We start from the raw sequence: 14,601 nt of genomic DNA, 5'->3' as shown, positions 1-14,601 counted from the left end.
ACATTAGTTATAATGAATTTTTCTCACCTCAGCGATCAGGTTGCCTTATGTTAGAACTCCGCCATCTCAATACTTTAACGGCATTACGAGCGCATGGCTCTTTGGCCGCAGCTGCTGATGAGCTGCACGTCACCGCTTCTGCAGTGTCGCATCAGCTAAAAGAGCTAGAGAATTACTACGATATTAGCTTGGTCAATCGCCGCACACGTCCGCTCACCTTTACGCCTGCGGGTAAAACGGTACTGGCATTGGCAGACAGCATCATGCCGCAGGTCACCCGCACCAAATCCAATCTTAAACGCTTAGCTCACGGTCAAGCTGGCAGATTACGCCTAGCGTCTGAATGTCATAGTTGCTTTGATTGGCTGATGCCGATACTCAATCATTACCGCCGTGAATGGTCAGATGTGGAGCTGGACTTTGCGACTGGCTTTGAGCCTGAACCGCATCATCTGTTGATGGAAGGTGATATTGACCTGCTCATTACCACCAGTGATTTACCGATAGAGGGTATCAGCTATCAGCCCCTATTCGAGTATGAGAGTCGCTTGGTGTTATCGCCAACGCATGATTTGGCCGCGCAAGAGTTTATTGAGCCCAGTGATTTAACTGATGAGACTTTGATTGCTTATCCGGTGGAAGCCAAGCGCCTTGATATTATCGCCAACTTTATGACACCTGCAGAGGTAAGTTTTGCGAGTATTCGTACCACAGAGTTGACCGCGATGCTTATTCAGCTAGTCGCTAGTGAGCGCGGCGTAGCGGCATTACCTGACTGGGTAGTGGCAGAATATGAGAAAAAAGGCTGGGTGGTTTCAAGACCCTTAGGGGATGGCGTACATTGTCAGCTGTATGCAGCGACGCGTACCTCAAGTCAAGATACCGCGTATATGCAGGGGTTTGCGAGTTTGTTGGAAGGGATTGTGAAGCCGGTTTAACATTTTACTATAGTTATCAAGTGTTTTCTGCAACCCAATCATAATCAGGATCAAACCCACCGTCATTTATAACTTTCATAATAAAATTATATTCTTGAAAATCGTCATTCCTATACACTAACCAACTAAATAGACGAACAATCGCATCTATCGAAGGGCGGTCTTTACCATTCATTGATAATAAGTGATCTAGAGTTAGTTTTAAACCTAAAGAAACACTATCTAGGTTTATTGTATATTCTTCAGGAAGATTAGCACGATGACGACGTAGGGCTGTTATATCCTCTATATGTTTTACATCGAATGGCTCTTTTCCAAAAATTAATGTATAAGCATAAACACCAAACGCCCAAGAATCATAATTTTCCGTATTATTACCCTTTTCTAAGAAGTCTGGCGGCATACAGACGAAAGATGATAGAACTCTACGATTATTATCTTGAAAAACAGCATCTAAGTCTAAGTCTCTTACTTTATCATAAACTTCATTATATATAGAGTTTTCATCACTATCGTCTCTTTGGCAATTACCCATATCAAGAAATTTAACTCTTGGATCGTTTTCCACACTAGTTGGATCCATCCAATGGTTTGCAAGTAGTAGTATATTTTCTGGATGTAAATCTCTATGTACGTAACCAACCTTATTAAAATAATTCATACTAGATGCAATACGATGTAAGAGTGAAATCTTATCTTTAATTGTATATTCACTTGTATCTAACTCAGAGAGAAGCTCACCTTCTTCATATAAATAACCGAAGTAGTAAACTGAATTATTATATAAACTGCCTAAATAAACCTTTATAGTAGGTAACGGATAACTGGTCTCAGGTCCTATAAATCGACTTATATCAGAAGTAAATTGACCATCTTTCGGCCGCGAATTAGCTGGGTTATACATTAGAACTGAATATTCAAGCTTAAACCTCTCTATTTCAACAGAGTTTCTAGGCGCAATCAAAAACTTAAAAACAACTTTTTCATCACCTTTTTTGTATAAACTACTTAAAGCACTTTGCCCACCTAATCTTTTAACGAATTTAAAGCCATCTATTTCTAATAGGTCCAACTTCTCTAATAACGCGTCAGAAATCATAAGCTATTTCTCATCATCTTTTTCAATATTGAAATGAGTGCAGTACAACATAATCTCGCCTCTGAATTCTATAGGTAACTCATCGAAGCTAGACACTACAGCGTAATCCCTACTTTCTAGCCAATCTATAATTTTATTTTCGTTTTCTAGATCATCAATCTCGTCCTGAATATTAATGAAATCATCAACATTACTACTGTATATTAATCGATAGTTCATAGTGTCTGGAACTGTTATCTCATAAGCTTCACCGTATTCAGCAGCTTGATGACAATTACGAGTACAAAAAATAGTCTCGCTTCTGGCTTTAATTCCAAATTTATCGTCAAACCATTGGTCTGCAATTTTATGTACAAAAAGATCAGAGTCTTTTGGTCTTCTCGGTCTCATCAAATTTTCGTTTTTATTTAGACCAAACTTTACTGAGCCTGTAAACCCTCTGAATATTTTCATGATTAGTGTTCTATTCCTTATATAATAATCCAGAAAATATATAGGATAACTCTTATATCAAACGACTAAACGAGCAACATCTACCAAAGCTCACAAAACCATCTTAAAAAAGTAAAACCCAAGCGCGGTTGCTAGCAAAGTCAGTCCGACGTGCAACCCTATCAGTGCCAAACCTGCCAGCAGCCGTCCATCATGCATAAAACTAAATACCTCAGCGCTAAAAGTGCTAAAGGTCGTCAGCCCGCCCAAAAATCCTGTTATCACAAATACCCGTACATGATCAGACAAATGGCTTCCCATTCGCTCAAACCATACCAGCGCCAGACCAATTAGCAGACCGCCCAACACATTTGCGCCAAGCGTACCAAGCGGTATCCAGCTGTGCAGCAGATTAAAACGTGTTAACCACGCTCGCAAGCAAGCTCCAAGTGCTGCTCCTAAACCAATGGCGAGCCACTGCATAGATTATCCTTAGTTTGTATGGATTTGAAACTTTATACCGCAGGCAACTCGGTCATCGGCCAACGCGGAATACAGCTAACTGCCAAATCATCTGACTGACCCGCTTGTAGACGCTCATAGCCTGCATAAGCAATCATCGCCCCATTATCAGTACATAACGCTGGCGGCGCATAATGCACAGTGGCATTAATTTTGGCCAGCTCAGCTTCTAAGGTCTCGCGCAGATGCGTATTGGCACTGACGCCGCCCGCAATCACTAAGCGGCTCATGCTGACTTGCTTAAGCGCTTTCACGCATTTTTTGACTAGTGTATCAACCATAGCATGCTGAAAGCTTGCGGCAATATCGGCGCGCACTTGTGGATCGCTATCAGAGCCAGCAGTGTCTTTGATAAGGTTATGCACGGCTGTTTTCATACCGCTAAAAGAAAAATCCAAGCCGCGATGTAACATTGGTCTTGGCAGACTGTAGGCATTTTTATCGCCATTTTCAGCCAGTTTGGCAATATTAGGACCGCCAGGATAAGGCAAGCCTAGCATTTTGGCGGCTTTATCAAAGCACTCACCTGCGGCATCGTCGATCGACTCACCCAAAATTTCATACTGCCCGATGCCACGGGCGGCGATCAGTAGCGTGTGCCCACCAGACACCAATAGTGAAACAAATGGAAAGTCTGGCGGATTGGCGCCCATCAGCGGTGCGAGCAAATGCCCTTCCATATGATGGACCCCAATCGCAGGGATATCCAAGCCATATGCCAAGCTGCGACCAAACAAGGCGCCCGTCATCAATGCACCGATCAAGCCTGGGCCTTTGGTATAAGCGATGGCATCGATCTCGCTTTTTTTGACATCACACTGCTCGAGCAGCTCATTGAGCAAAGGTACCAGCTTACGTATATGATCACGGCTGGCAAGCTCGGGCACCACACCGCCATAGAGCGCATGCAACTCTATCTGTGAATACAGTACTTGTCCGACCAAACCTTGATTGTCATCATGCATCTGCTCACTGTCAAAGATCGCCAGCCCCGTCTCATCACAAGAGGTCTCTAAACCCAATACCTTCATAGTTTTGCCTTTATGCTTTTGTCTTCATATCGTTTTTTGCGATGTTTTTCATTATTTAGCATCTAAAAAAATATGCATAAAAAAACCGTCATTGTCAGTCACAATGACGGTCAGTTTAGCAAATTTCAATAGCCAATATGCTCTATATATAGAGTATCACTGAACTGCCTCGACCATATAATCAACCGCAGCATAAACTTGCGCTTCACTTATCTTATCAGTCGCTTGCGCTGGCATCTTATTAAAACCTTTAGCTGAATGCATATGTAGCGTCTCTATACCTTTAGCAAGACGCGGTGCCCATGCAGCCTTATCACCGTATTTGGGCGCATCGAGCAGACCTGCTTCGTGACAGACTTTGCAATTGGACTCATACAGCTTTGCTCCTGCATCAGCTGCCAACATCTCAGGCTCAGCAGCCGTTTCTTGCTCTGTTTCTTCAGTCATCGCTACTTTAACTGGCTCAGCTTCCACTTCAACCATAGGTTCAGCTTCGACCACAGGTTCAGGCGTCATGGTTTCAGGATCTGCTACAGATGCTTCTTCTACCACTGTGCTTGTCTCAGCAGGTTCATCCATCGTGGCAGACTCGTCAGCAGTGTTATTATCACCACTACAAGCACTTAATAACAGCAATGTGCTAATACTAAAAGCAGATAAAGTTAGTTTGTTTATCATCATAACTCCCCTCTTAGTTTATGTTAGCAGCTACTCATTCGTTTCTGGTTCAGCATCAGTTTCTGTTGCTGCAGTATCAGTAGCTGGCGTAGTTGCACTATCAGTCGTAGTTGCGTCGGTATCGTCAGTAGTGGCTTCTGCTGTAGCAGGCTCAGTCATGCCTTCTTGTGTAGTCATAGTAGCATCTGCTTCTGTACCATCTACAGCAGTGTCATCGGCTCCCTCTACAGGCATTGGCGCTGTCTCTGGAAACTCCATGTCTTCAGCTTCAGGAGCATTTTGACGAGCCAATTCAGCGGCTTCTTCTACTTTGTCCACTGCTAAGACCTCATGTGACTCGCCGTCTTTGTCACCACTACAAGCGGTAACACCCAACCCAAGAGTAACAACCATTGCTGCGCTTAACGCTGTATTTAGTACTGTTTTTTTCATTCCAACACCTTTAATAAAATGGAGACAGCATCTTGAATATGCCTACTACTAGATGGGAATTATCATAGCATAAACTCAAACCAAACCGTTATACGCAGTAAGGTTTTTTATTCACTCTTCTCTTATCTACCTACCTTAGCTTTAAGCGTGTCTATAAAGGCTTGTAAAATGGACAATAATGCATGTTTATCGTCCATTTTACACGACAATACCCATCGTTAAACGCACTAAAAGCATTGACTTTGTTGCTATTTTTTATTAAAATACCTGCCCTTGTGCTATAGCACAAATTATCCTAGTTTGAGCTGATGCCGGTAATCTTGAGATATTACGGCTAAATACTAATACACAGCCAAACTAATGCCCTTATATCTCATCCTAATCAAGGAGTCTTCATGCCTGCAGTTAAGGTTAAAGAAAACGAACCAGTTGATATCGCTATCCGCCGTTTCAAACGTGCTTGTGAAAAAGCTGGTGTATTATCAGACGTACGTAAGCGTGAGTTTTATGAAAAGCCAACGCAAGTACGCAAACGTAAAAAAGCTGCTGCCGTAAAGCGTTATAAGAAAAAACTGCAACGCGAAACTATTCGTACCACTCGTATGTACTAATCACTAATACGATTAGTTAAGTACAAGCGCTACACTAACGCCACTGTTATCAATAAATAACAGTGGCGTTTTTTATGCTACAATTTTTGTTATTGCTGTTGTTTACACAGACTTTTATTAATAGGTCAATCATAAAGCACCTTCTTAAAAGCCTAACGAATAAAACTTAACGAATAAGGATAATAATAGTGAGCCAACTTAAACAGAACTTATCGGACAATATCACAGCCTCTATGAAAGCGCGTGAGCTTGAGCGCGTCAAAGTACTACGCAATGTGCAAGCGGTCGTCAAACAAATCGAGATTGACCGTCAAAAAGAGCTTGATGATGCAGGCGTCTTAGAAGTGCTACAAAAGCAGCTAAAACAACGCCAAGAGTCGTTAGCTATCTTTACTGAAAATAGCCGTGATGACTTGGCAACCAAAGAGCAGTTTGAGATTGATATCATCAATGAGTTTATGCCGCAGCAGATGAATGACGCTGAGCTGGCCGCCTTAGTCAATGCAGAAATCAAAGAACAAGGCGCAACCTCAATGCGTGATATGGGTAGTGTCATGGGCGTACTGAAAAATAAGACTGCTGGTCGCGCTGATCCTGCACTCATCTCAAAACTGGTAAAAGACGCGCTACAAGGTTAATCCTTACTGTTTAAAGATAGCCGCTGCTATCTAAACAACCGCCTAAGGTTTAAAATCTTTGGCGGTTTTTACGTTTTTAATTTCTTGTTCGATATTGGCCAGTAATGGACGAGCACTGCTGCTCTTTGCGCTAGCGTCCAATTGTTCGACCAGTCGTTTGGCCTGCGTAAGTGAGATAAGTGCCGACTCGTAACGACCATTCCATAGCTGATCATGACTGCGATAACGCAGCGCATTAATCGTGGCGATACGGGCTACTTGCGGCGATGGAGCAGTTTTGGCCAGCTTCTCATTGGCCAGCTGCAGGCTTTGCCACGCATAGCGATCGCTTGGCTGCTGCTGGGTCAAAGGCTTGAGTAGCGCTTGTGCTTGGGTCGGCTGATTATCATTGGTCAATGCTTCTGCCAGATACAATCGCAAATCGCGGCGCTCAGGATAGAGGCGCTGCTGCTCTGCTAATACGTCTGCTGCCTTGGTCCAGTTGTTTTGTTCACTTAACACTTGGCTATAGGTGATAGATAATAGCGGCTCTAGTATTTGTCGCTCAGCTGCCGGCAAGCCTTGTAACTGCTGCATTGTTTTATTTGCTTCATCAAAGCGCTGCTGCTCTCCATACCAGTGTGCTAACGCCAGTTTTGCCCCGACGCTATTGCGGGCAGCAGTCGTTAGAGCGGTTTCTGAGACGTGCTGGCCCATGGTCTGTACTCGCCAGTAAAGCAGATCAAATAAAGCTTGATGGCGCTGCTGCTGGATCAATGATAAAGGTGGATAACGCTGAGCTCGACTTTGTGAGTCGCTTAGGCGTTCATTACTAAGTGGATGCGAGCGTACAAAGCTTGGCAAAAATCGATTGGCAACTTGATTTAGCTGGTGTTGCTGATTCATTGTAGCAAAGAATCTTGGCATTGCTCGTGGGTCGTAGCCTGCCTGTGTCATAATTTGCATGCCCACACGGTCAGCTTCGCGTTCATTATTACGGCTAAAAGCCATGCTACTGTTCATAGCTGCGGTTTGGCTGCCCATCATGACAGCAGCGCCAGCATCCCCGTCAGCTGCTGAGGCAGCAATCGCTGCCAACATGCCGCCTATTTGCATCAGCATGGCTTTTTTGCGCTCATCTGCACCGCTTTCGTAATGTCGCTGGCTAATATGGGCAACTTCATGTGCCACAACGCTTGCCAGCTCATCCATACTATTTGCCGCTAGTATCGTTCCTGTATTGATACCGATGACCCCTCCTGGCGCAGCAAAAGCGTTGATACTTGGATTATCAATAATGACTACCGCCAGTGGTGCTTGCTGCCGTACTTGAGCATTGAGACGCCATGTCATGTCTTTTATGGTCTCTTGAACCCAAGGATCATGCTCCATCTTGGCACGGCCATTGATATTTTGTAGTGACCACTCACCCAGCAGCTTGTTTTGATACTGGTCAGCGAAGCTTAGACCCTGACCTTGCAAATTTGGTAGCTGTAACTCATCAGATTTTTCGGTTTGCCAAGTGCCATACGTTGAGCCTGTCATTAATGCTGATGGCGTTGATGATGTTATCGGCTGCGGGGTAACAGTAGCAGCATAGCTCTGATGACCAACAAGTAGCGGGAGCATAAGCAGGCCTGCATATCGTAATATAGACTTTTTGCATAGCCAAGATAACCGCCATAATCGAGTCTGCGGTTTGTCGGCTGTACGCTGATCTGCTATAAGCTCGTTGCTTAAAAGGCTATTTAAATAATTCAAAGGTATGTCCTGTTCTATTAGCTACTAATGGCCATAGCGTTTTTTGACTATACGAGGTTGGCTATACAAGGTCAATTTTTATGATGATTTTAATAGCTCAATCATAGCGTTGACTATATTCAACTGCTTTTGCTCTACTACAGTTTGTTATAATATAACCGTTATTTCAAAATAGTTATGTTTCATATTGACGATGTTTTTACTTTGCAGTAATTTGCAACGATTTTAAACGTTGGTTTTTAAAGTTTAATTAATCATGGCTCAGATGTTAAGGATTTTATCTATGTCTGCAAAAGGCAATTTAAATACTACGATATACACACCTCATCAGGTCTGTTTGCAGCAATCATTATCTGCTACCGAGCAAGATAAGATTGCGTCTTTACTGCGTTTATTACCAACCTACTACATCAATTATATTGAGTCAGCTGAGGCCGTAGACCATACCCAGCCTGTCATTAAAATAAAAAATATGGTAGATGGACGCGGACTTGCTTGTCCAATGCCACTACTAAAAACCAAAGTCGCACTGCGTAGTGTAGCGAGTAGTGAGTCGTTATATGTCGTAGCAACTGACCCCAACTCTCAAGCAGATATTGCAGCATTTTGTCAGCAGTCGCGTAAGCCCAATGATACTGACCAGCTGCTTTTGACTCTCAATCAAATGACTACTGAGCAAGAGACGGATAACACTTCGATGAAGACTTCCGATACAATATTTCACTTCATCATTACCAAAACCGATAGCAACTAAGCGTCGCTATCCTTTACAATTGAGATAACACAGAATTTTATCTGAATATTTGCTTATTTAATGTTTGCTTACCTATATTAACCAAGGTCAAGAATATGACTACTCCATCTACTGAATCGTCCACAACAAAAAAGACGCAAGACAGTGCTGGTACTGAAAAAAATGCTGCACGTGAAGCGGCGCTAAATGCGGCAGCGCAGCGCCCGCCTTATGATGCTAGTGCACTAGAGGACACCAGTACGCGTGACTTAGTACCTGCCATGCCAACCCATCTGTCTGCACCAGGGGTGAACTTGGGTGCGTATATCAATACTGTCCATCAGATCCCTATCTTGACACCGACGCAAGAGCAAGAGCTTGCCCATCGCTACTACGATGAAGGCGATGTCGAAGCTGCGCGCTTATTGGTCATGTCACATTTGCGTTTTGTTATTCATATTGCACGCAGTTACTCAGGGTACGGTCTACCGCAGGCTGATTTGATTCAAGAAGGCAATTTGGGATTGATGAAAGCGGTTAAACGTTTTGATCCTAATAAAGGCGTACGTTTGGTATCCTTCGCGGTGCATTGGATTAAAGCTGAAATCCATGAATTTGTAATTCGTAACTGGCGTATCGTTAAAGTTGCCACTACAAAAGCCCATCGTAAATTATTCTTTAATTTACGTAGTCTAAAAAAGACCAATAATCAGCTGACGCTAGAAGAAGCGGATGCTATCGCAAAAGACTTGAATGTCACACGCAAGCAAGTGCTAGAGATGGAGTCACGTCTGACGTCTTACGACGCCTCGTTTGAGACCCAATCAAGTGACGATGATGATGGACGTTATGCGCCGCAGTTGTTTTTAGAAGATGGTATTGATCCTGCTGAGATGATAGAGGAGTCTGATTGGGAAGAAAGTAACTCATCAGCATTGATTGCAGCGATGGATACCTTAGATGACCGCTCGCGCGATATCGTCGAGCAGCGTTGGCTGACAGAGCAAAAGTCTACCTTGCATGAGCTGGCTGCCGTCTACTCTATCTCAGCGGAACGGGTACGTCAGATTGAAAAAAATGCCATGGATAAAATTCGTGATGCGATGACTATTGAAAGCGTTATTTTGCCTGATGACATTCAATAACCATATTGTCTGATATAAAAATTGAGCTCATAAAATAATATTCAATCAATAGTCAGATATAATTTTAATAGTCTAAACGTATTACTTATAATAAGTGTGGTCGCATGGTGAATTGGATAAGTGTTGCAGCGATAAATCTCGCTATCGCTATCGGTCTAGGCGCGTTTGGAGCGCATGCTATCAAAAGCATGGTGAATGCACAGCAGCTTGATTGGTGGCATACGGCAACGCTATATCTGTTTATTCATGCACTTGGATTATTGGTTATCGGACTCTTGATTCGTCTAGGCTATGCGACTTATGTCAGCGCTTGGCTGCTGCAGATTGGTATTATTATATTCGCTGGTAGCTTATTTGCGATGACTCTAGGCGCCCCGCGTTGGTTTGGCGCTATCACGCCTGTAGGCGGTGTCTTATTGATAGCAGGATGGCTATGGCTCGCCATTACTGTATTTAAAATGAGTAAATAACGATAAACCGTTATAACCTTAATATAACCCATCGAATAGCTATTGAATTAAATCATTGTTTTGAGGGAGCAAATATTATGAGTACTATTCATGTTAATGGAAGAACCTTACAGACCACGCATCAAACTGTGCAATTGGTTGTCAATGAGTTGGGACTGAGTAGTGGTCGCTATGCGGTCGAAGTCGATGGTGAGCTTGTCCCTAAAAGCGAGCTTGCACAGCTACGTATCGTTGAAGGTATGAATATAGAAGTCGTACAAGCAGTCGGTGGTGGTTAGATCGTATCTCTGCCTTTTGTATCAAATGAATAACATATAAAAAGACCTTAACACATGATGTGTTAAGGTCTTTTTATATGTTATTCATTCCTCTTGTCTTGGTTTTTTATTGTATTTATTATGACTTTATTGCTTGATTTTCTTATTAACTATCTCATGATACATTAAGTCGCTGGAGCAACTTCAACTCCTGATAACTCTTCATAGCGACCATCACGTCCTGCACCGCGGACTTTTTTGCGTTCTTGACGAGTTTTATACTTGCGTACTTGTCTATCAAGCTTGTCTGCCATCTCATTAATGGCTTTATACATATCATCTTCACACGCTTGGACGAACATTTCTTGACCTGAGACTCGCATGATCGCTTCGGCTTTATGACTCTTTTTGCCGCCGTCGTTTGCACCGCTATTATCTAGCGATAGTATCACTTGAATACTTTGAATCTGGTCAAAGTGACGCTCTACTTTTTCAAGCTTCTCACGTACAGCTGTGTTCATTGCATCGGTTACGCTGATATGGTGACCACTGATAGAAACGTTCATATGCTGATCCTTATATTTATTACTCATAGTCAACAGATGGTTTGGCACACCGACCTATACCACCTTGCCTTATCAATAACAGTAGTAGAGTCATCATATATTCATTCTGTGGTAAATCCTCTAACAACCACTTATTTATAATATAGAGTAACTGCTGTAAATTTATTATTGATATGCTTCTAATTTGTCATGAAAGCTGATTAGTAGCAATACGCTATATTGTAATTAAATGTAATCAAGTCTTTTGTTCTTTTCACAATTATATATAATCAGGAATTTTTATTTTTTATTGAGACTGTTATATGAAACAATCTTTCTAGTAGATATCAGCCGCTACTAAAGCGCTAAACCTTCTATCTAGTATCACCCAATCTTTATAGTTAAAACATTTTTACGAGATGAGCAGTTCTTAATACTTTTGTTTGCGCTGCGTAGAAGAGCTGATATTCATCGCTTCTCGATACTTGGCTACTGTACGTCGTGCGATATCTATACCATCAGTAAGTAGCTGAGTTTGAATACGGCTATCGGATAAGGGCTTTTTGGGATTTTCATCCTTAATAAGCTGCTTGATCATGGCACTGATAGCAGTAGATGAGATGTCTCCATCATTACTGCTAACATGGGATGAAAAAAAGTGCTTGAGAGAAAATAGCCCTTGAGGGGTTAAAATTGTCTTGCTAGTGGTCAGGCGCGAGACAGTGGATTCATGCAGCTCTACTTCTTCTGCCACATCTTTTAGAATCAGCGGCTGCATCGCTGTAGCCCCATGTTGCAAAAACTCGTCTTGACGGCGTACGATACTAGTGGCGACCTTTAACAAGTTTTGATTACGCTCCTCGATACTACGAATGAATAGCCGGGCGTCTGTGAGGTTTTCACGTAAATATTGATTGTCAGGACTGTCGTCACCGCGTTTCACCAAACTTGCGTACTCTTGATTGACCCTCAGTTTTGGTAATGTCGCTGGATTTAGACGTACATGCCAGCCGCCCTCTTTTGCTTCGCCATTGGACGTTTGACGTATCGGGGTCACCAACACATCAGGGATATCGTAGCTGGCAGGAGGCTGAGCGTAATCAGGCTGCGTGTTTTGAAAGGACAGTCCTGGTGCAGGGTTCAAGGTACGCAATAAGTTAATAGCAGGGGTAATATGCGCAGGTAATAAGCCTGTGGTCTCAGTCAGCGCTTTAATATTGTTATTGACCAAATAATCACTAGCAGATAGCAGCGCCTGAGCATGCGCTAAATGTTCCGTATTAGGATCAAGCTTGTTCAACTGAATCGCAAGGCACTCACTTAAATTGCGCGCGCCTACGCCGAGCGGGTCACAAGATTGAATAATACGTAGTACCACTTCTATCTCGTCACGCTCAATCTGCTCATCCCATTGATAAAAGCTTGCCATTGTATCGAAACTTTTGAACAGCTCGTCAATATCCAATTGTACAAAGCCCATGTCATCCATCGAATCTACTAGATACTCTGCTATTAGAGTATCTGCGTCTGAAAGATGTTTAAAATTCAGCTGCCAGCGTACATAGTCTTGGATACTGGCGCTGGTACTGCCTTGATAATCATCAAGCTCGTCGTAATCTGTGCTCGCTGCGGCACTACTCCCACTAAAGCTTCCGATATCATAGTTACCGTAGCTTTCATCGCTATCCGTGCTCTGATAATCGCTGCTTGAGTACGTATTGTCTGCATCAGTGTTGTCCATAGCACTGCCATCGATGTTTGCTTGTTGTAGTTTATCTAAGCTGTCGCTAAAAGTGTCATCGTAATCAGTAGCATAATCAGTAGTGCCATAATCAAAAGTATCATCATTACCATCCGATGCGTCAGACGATAGACTTACTTCGCTATTATCATTCCACATCTCAAGCGTTAAGGAGTCATCTAATGCATCTGCTGCCGTATCGTCACTGTCTTCATACTCGTACTCATCTTCCTCAATGCGCTCAAGTAATGGATTGCTATCCAACTTCGCTTGAACCTCTTGTGCAAGCTCAAGGCTAGAAAGCTGCAACAATTTGATGGCTTGCTGCATTTGCGGGGTTAGCTTTTGGGAGGTAGATAGCGTGGTCGCCAATCCAAACGACATACTCATAGCTTATGTATTACACTCCGATATTATTACTTTAATCATATATATTTATGGCTCACGGATAACGACTCATACTTTTAAGCGTATGTATCTTTATAAGCTTATACCATTTGCAAAAATAAAAATAGCAGGTAAAACAATTACCAGCATTTAGCATGGTAGCTTAAATAAGATTAGGCATATTAGATCATTTTACAAGCTGATAGCGATAGGCAGTACAACTGCACTGAACAATGACGATAGCATTATTTGTCCTAATTTTGCTATGATAATTTATATCTTAAAACAATAACTGAGAATAAATACATGGATAACCATTTGCCTAATCATAAGCTTACGGTCGCTGCGGTACAAATGAATAGCCAACAAGACGTTGATGCAAACCTAGCGACTATCAAATCTGCTATTAAGGAAGCTTGTACTCAAGGCGCACAGCTTATAGTGCTGCCTGAAAACTGCTGTAGTATGGGACGGCAGTTTGCAACTGCTGAGCGCTTTGAGTCGCTCTCAGCTACCCTAGCGGACTATGCACGTACCAACCGCGTTTATTTATTGGTAGGGTCGCTACCTTGTTTTTATCGACCAGATGGAGTCGTCGTGCCCGATGGACGTCTACGCCAAGTTAGTCAGCTATTTGGCCCTGATGGGACGCAGGTCGCACGCTATGACAAGATTCATCTGTTTACTGCCACTGTGGCTGATAAACAAGGCAGCTACAACGAAGCGGCCACGTTTGAGCCTGGCATGCAGACAGTCGTGGCGCCCATTGAAGCAAACAATTTAGTCTATCAACTTGGGATGATGGTATGTTTTGATTTGCGCTTTCCAGCCCTAGCTCAGCGTCTACGCCAAGCTGGAGCCGACTTATTAAGCGCGCCCTCTGCTTTTACTTATTTGACAGGACAAGCGCACTGGTCGCTATTGTTGCAAGCTCGCGCCTTGGACAGTCAATGTATGGTCATTGGTGCGGCGCAAGGCGGTGATCATGCGTACAAAAACGGCAACATTCGTCAGACATGGGGACATACGGCCATTACTGATTTTAATGGTACTGTCAAAGACTGTTATGACAACAGCCATCTTGATAATCAAACCCAAGACAAAAACTATGCTTTGGTGTTTGCAGCTTTAGACAAGCACGCTCAAGAGCAGGCACGGCAAAAGCTGCCTATTTTTCAGTGTCATCACCTAGCATAGTCAAC

The 14,601-nt window shown here is 42.9% G+C and carries 17 protein-coding genes; 8 read left to right on the top strand and 9 right to left on the bottom strand.

Annotation, left to right across the window (positions count from 1 at the left end):
• The first annotated feature begins 47 nt into the window (after positions 1 to 47).
• Positions 48 to 938, top strand: a complete 891-nt coding sequence (locus ACS8FC_RS00355; RefSeq protein WP_439295526.1) for a LysR family transcriptional regulator — start codon at positions 48 to 50, stop codon at positions 936 to 938.
• A gap of 16 nt (positions 939 to 954) precedes the next feature.
• Here the strand turns inward: ACS8FC_RS00355 and ACS8FC_RS00350 are convergent, their stop codons facing one another.
• From ACS8FC_RS00350 to ACS8FC_RS00325, 6 genes are all read right to left on the bottom strand, one after another.
• Positions 955 to 2,037 (bottom strand): protein kinase domain-containing protein, encoded by a 1,083-nt coding sequence (locus ACS8FC_RS00350; protein WP_439295525.1) that lies wholly within the window; start codon positions 2,035 to 2,037, stop codon positions 955 to 957.
• A 3-nt stretch (positions 2,038 to 2,040) separates the two neighbouring features.
• Positions 2,041 to 2,490 carry a hypothetical protein gene (locus tag ACS8FC_RS00345; protein ID WP_439295524.1) on the bottom strand — a complete coding sequence of 150 codons (450 nt, stop codon included), beginning with the start codon at positions 2,488 to 2,490 and terminating at the stop codon, positions 2,041 to 2,043.
• A 90-nt stretch (positions 2,491 to 2,580) separates the two neighbouring features.
• Positions 2,581 to 2,952 (bottom strand): fluoride efflux transporter CrcB, encoded by a 372-nt coding sequence (gene crcB, locus ACS8FC_RS00340; protein ID WP_439295523.1) that lies wholly within the window; start codon positions 2,950 to 2,952, stop codon positions 2,581 to 2,583.
• Between the two features lie 32 nt (positions 2,953 to 2,984).
• Positions 2,985 to 4,022, bottom strand: a complete 1,038-nt coding sequence (tsaD, locus tag ACS8FC_RS00335) for a tRNA (adenosine(37)-N6)-threonylcarbamoyltransferase complex transferase subunit TsaD (protein ID WP_439295522.1) — start codon at positions 4,020 to 4,022, stop codon at positions 2,985 to 2,987.
• 156 nt (positions 4,023 to 4,178) lie between these two features.
• The gene (locus tag ACS8FC_RS00330; protein WP_439295521.1) at positions 4,179 to 4,703 is read right to left on the bottom strand and encodes a c-type cytochrome; all 525 of its coding nucleotides are present in this window, start codon (positions 4,701 to 4,703) and stop codon (positions 4,179 to 4,181) included.
• A 27-nt stretch (positions 4,704 to 4,730) separates the two neighbouring features.
• Positions 4,731 to 5,132 (bottom strand): hypothetical protein, encoded by a 402-nt coding sequence (locus tag ACS8FC_RS00325; RefSeq protein WP_439295520.1) that lies wholly within the window; start codon positions 5,130 to 5,132, stop codon positions 4,731 to 4,733.
• 395 nt (positions 5,133 to 5,527) lie between these two features.
• Here ACS8FC_RS00325 and rpsU point away from each other — a divergent pair, with 395 nt between their 5' ends.
• On the top strand, positions 5,528 to 5,743 hold the full coding sequence (gene rpsU, locus ACS8FC_RS00320) for a 30S ribosomal protein S21 (protein WP_010195908.1): 216 nt from the start codon (positions 5,528 to 5,530) through the stop codon (positions 5,741 to 5,743).
• 188 nt (positions 5,744 to 5,931) lie between these two features.
• Entirely contained in the window at positions 5,932 to 6,381 is a 450-nt protein-coding gene (locus tag ACS8FC_RS00315) for a GatB/YqeY domain-containing protein (protein WP_299218393.1), read from the top strand.
• Positions 6,382 to 6,423: 42 nt separating this feature from the next.
• Here the strand turns inward: ACS8FC_RS00315 and ACS8FC_RS00310 are convergent, their stop codons facing one another.
• Positions 6,424 to 7,989, bottom strand: coding sequence for a M48 family metalloprotease (locus ACS8FC_RS00310; protein WP_439295519.1), 1,566 nt, complete (start codon positions 7,987 to 7,989; stop codon positions 6,424 to 6,426).
• A 415-nt stretch (positions 7,990 to 8,404) separates the two neighbouring features.
• On the opposite strand from ACS8FC_RS00310, the gene ACS8FC_RS00305 reads away from it, so the two are divergent.
• The 4 genes from ACS8FC_RS00305 to thiS all read left to right on the top strand — a co-directional run bounded on the left by ACS8FC_RS00305 (position 8,405) and on the right by thiS (position 10,747).
• Entirely contained in the window at positions 8,405 to 8,875 is a 471-nt protein-coding gene (locus tag ACS8FC_RS00305; protein ID WP_439295518.1) for a sulfurtransferase TusA family protein, read from the top strand.
• Positions 8,876 to 9,135: 260 nt separating this feature from the next.
• Positions 9,136 to 9,999, top strand: coding sequence for an RNA polymerase sigma factor RpoH (rpoH, locus tag ACS8FC_RS00300; RefSeq protein WP_197409062.1), 864 nt, complete (start codon positions 9,136 to 9,138; stop codon positions 9,997 to 9,999).
• A gap of 104 nt (positions 10,000 to 10,103) precedes the next feature.
• Entirely contained in the window at positions 10,104 to 10,469 is a 366-nt protein-coding gene (locus ACS8FC_RS00295; protein ID WP_439295517.1) for a DUF423 domain-containing protein, read from the top strand.
• A 77-nt stretch (positions 10,470 to 10,546) separates the two neighbouring features.
• Positions 10,547 to 10,747: a sulfur carrier protein ThiS gene (gene thiS / locus ACS8FC_RS00290; RefSeq protein ID WP_058367968.1), complete on the top strand. Its 201-nt coding sequence runs from the start codon at positions 10,547 to 10,549 to the stop codon at positions 10,745 to 10,747.
• Positions 10,748 to 10,911: 164 nt separating this feature from the next.
• Here thiS and hpf read toward each other — a convergent pair whose 3' ends face one another.
• Together hpf and rpoN are read right to left on the bottom strand one after the other, a co-directional pair.
• A complete protein-coding gene (gene hpf / locus ACS8FC_RS00285; RefSeq protein ID WP_439295516.1) occupies positions 10,912 to 11,292 on the bottom strand; it encodes a ribosome hibernation-promoting factor, HPF/YfiA family in 381 nt (126 codons plus the stop codon).
• 409 nt (positions 11,293 to 11,701) lie between these two features.
• Positions 11,702 to 13,402, bottom strand: a complete 1,701-nt coding sequence (rpoN, locus tag ACS8FC_RS00280) for an RNA polymerase factor sigma-54 (protein WP_439295515.1) — start codon at positions 13,400 to 13,402, stop codon at positions 11,702 to 11,704.
• Positions 13,403 to 13,705: 303 nt separating this feature from the next.
• Here rpoN and ACS8FC_RS00275 point away from each other — a divergent pair, with 303 nt between their 5' ends.
• Entirely contained in the window at positions 13,706 to 14,596 is an 891-nt protein-coding gene (locus tag ACS8FC_RS00275) for a carbon-nitrogen hydrolase family protein (RefSeq protein WP_439295514.1), read from the top strand.
• Positions 14,597 to 14,601: the final 5 nt, after the last annotated feature.

The sequence above is a fragment of the Psychrobacter sp. 1Y4 genome, assembly GCF_051847555.1.
This window is presented reverse-complemented; position numbering and strand designations above follow the sequence as displayed.

Bases quoted from the DNA above. Each gene is read 5' to 3' on its own strand.
- ACS8FC_RS00355 (WP_439295526.1), top strand. From the start codon at position 48: ATGTTAGAACTCCGCCATCTCAATACTTTAACGGCATTACGAGCGCAT.
- ACS8FC_RS00350 (WP_439295525.1), bottom strand. From the start codon at position 2,037: ATGATTTCTGACGCGTTATTAGAGAAGTTGGACCTATTAGAAATAGAT.
- ACS8FC_RS00345 (WP_439295524.1), bottom strand. From the start codon at position 2,490: ATGAAAATATTCAGAGGGTTTACAGGCTCAGTAAAGTTTGGTCTAAAT.
- crcB (WP_439295523.1), bottom strand. From the start codon at position 2,952: ATGCAGTGGCTCGCCATTGGTTTAGGAGCAGCACTTGGAGCTTGCTTG.
- tsaD (WP_439295522.1), bottom strand. From the start codon at position 4,022: ATGAAGGTATTGGGTTTAGAGACCTCTTGTGATGAGACGGGGCTGGCG.
- ACS8FC_RS00330 (WP_439295521.1), bottom strand. From the start codon at position 4,703: ATGATGATAAACAAACTAACTTTATCTGCTTTTAGTATTAGCACATTG.
- ACS8FC_RS00325 (WP_439295520.1), bottom strand. From the start codon at position 5,132: ATGAAAAAAACAGTACTAAATACAGCGTTAAGCGCAGCAATGGTTGTT.
- rpsU (WP_010195908.1), top strand. From the start codon at position 5,528: ATGCCTGCAGTTAAGGTTAAAGAAAACGAACCAGTTGATATCGCTATC.
- ACS8FC_RS00310 (WP_439295519.1), bottom strand. From the start codon at position 7,989: ATGCTCCCGCTACTTGTTGGTCATCAGAGCTATGCTGCTACTGTTACC.
- ACS8FC_RS00305 (WP_439295518.1), top strand. From the start codon at position 8,405: ATGTCTGCAAAAGGCAATTTAAATACTACGATATACACACCTCATCAG.
- rpoH (WP_197409062.1), top strand. From the start codon at position 9,136: ATGCCAACCCATCTGTCTGCACCAGGGGTGAACTTGGGTGCGTATATC.
- ACS8FC_RS00295 (WP_439295517.1), top strand. From the start codon at position 10,104: ATGGTGAATTGGATAAGTGTTGCAGCGATAAATCTCGCTATCGCTATC.
- thiS (WP_058367968.1), top strand. From the start codon at position 10,547: ATGAGTACTATTCATGTTAATGGAAGAACCTTACAGACCACGCATCAA.
- hpf (WP_439295516.1), bottom strand. From the start codon at position 11,292: ATGAACGTTTCTATCAGTGGTCACCATATCAGCGTAACCGATGCAATG.
- rpoN (WP_439295515.1), bottom strand. From the start codon at position 13,402: ATGAGTATGTCGTTTGGATTGGCGACCACGCTATCTACCTCCCAAAAG.
- ACS8FC_RS00275 (WP_439295514.1), top strand. From the start codon at position 13,706: ATGGATAACCATTTGCCTAATCATAAGCTTACGGTCGCTGCGGTACAA.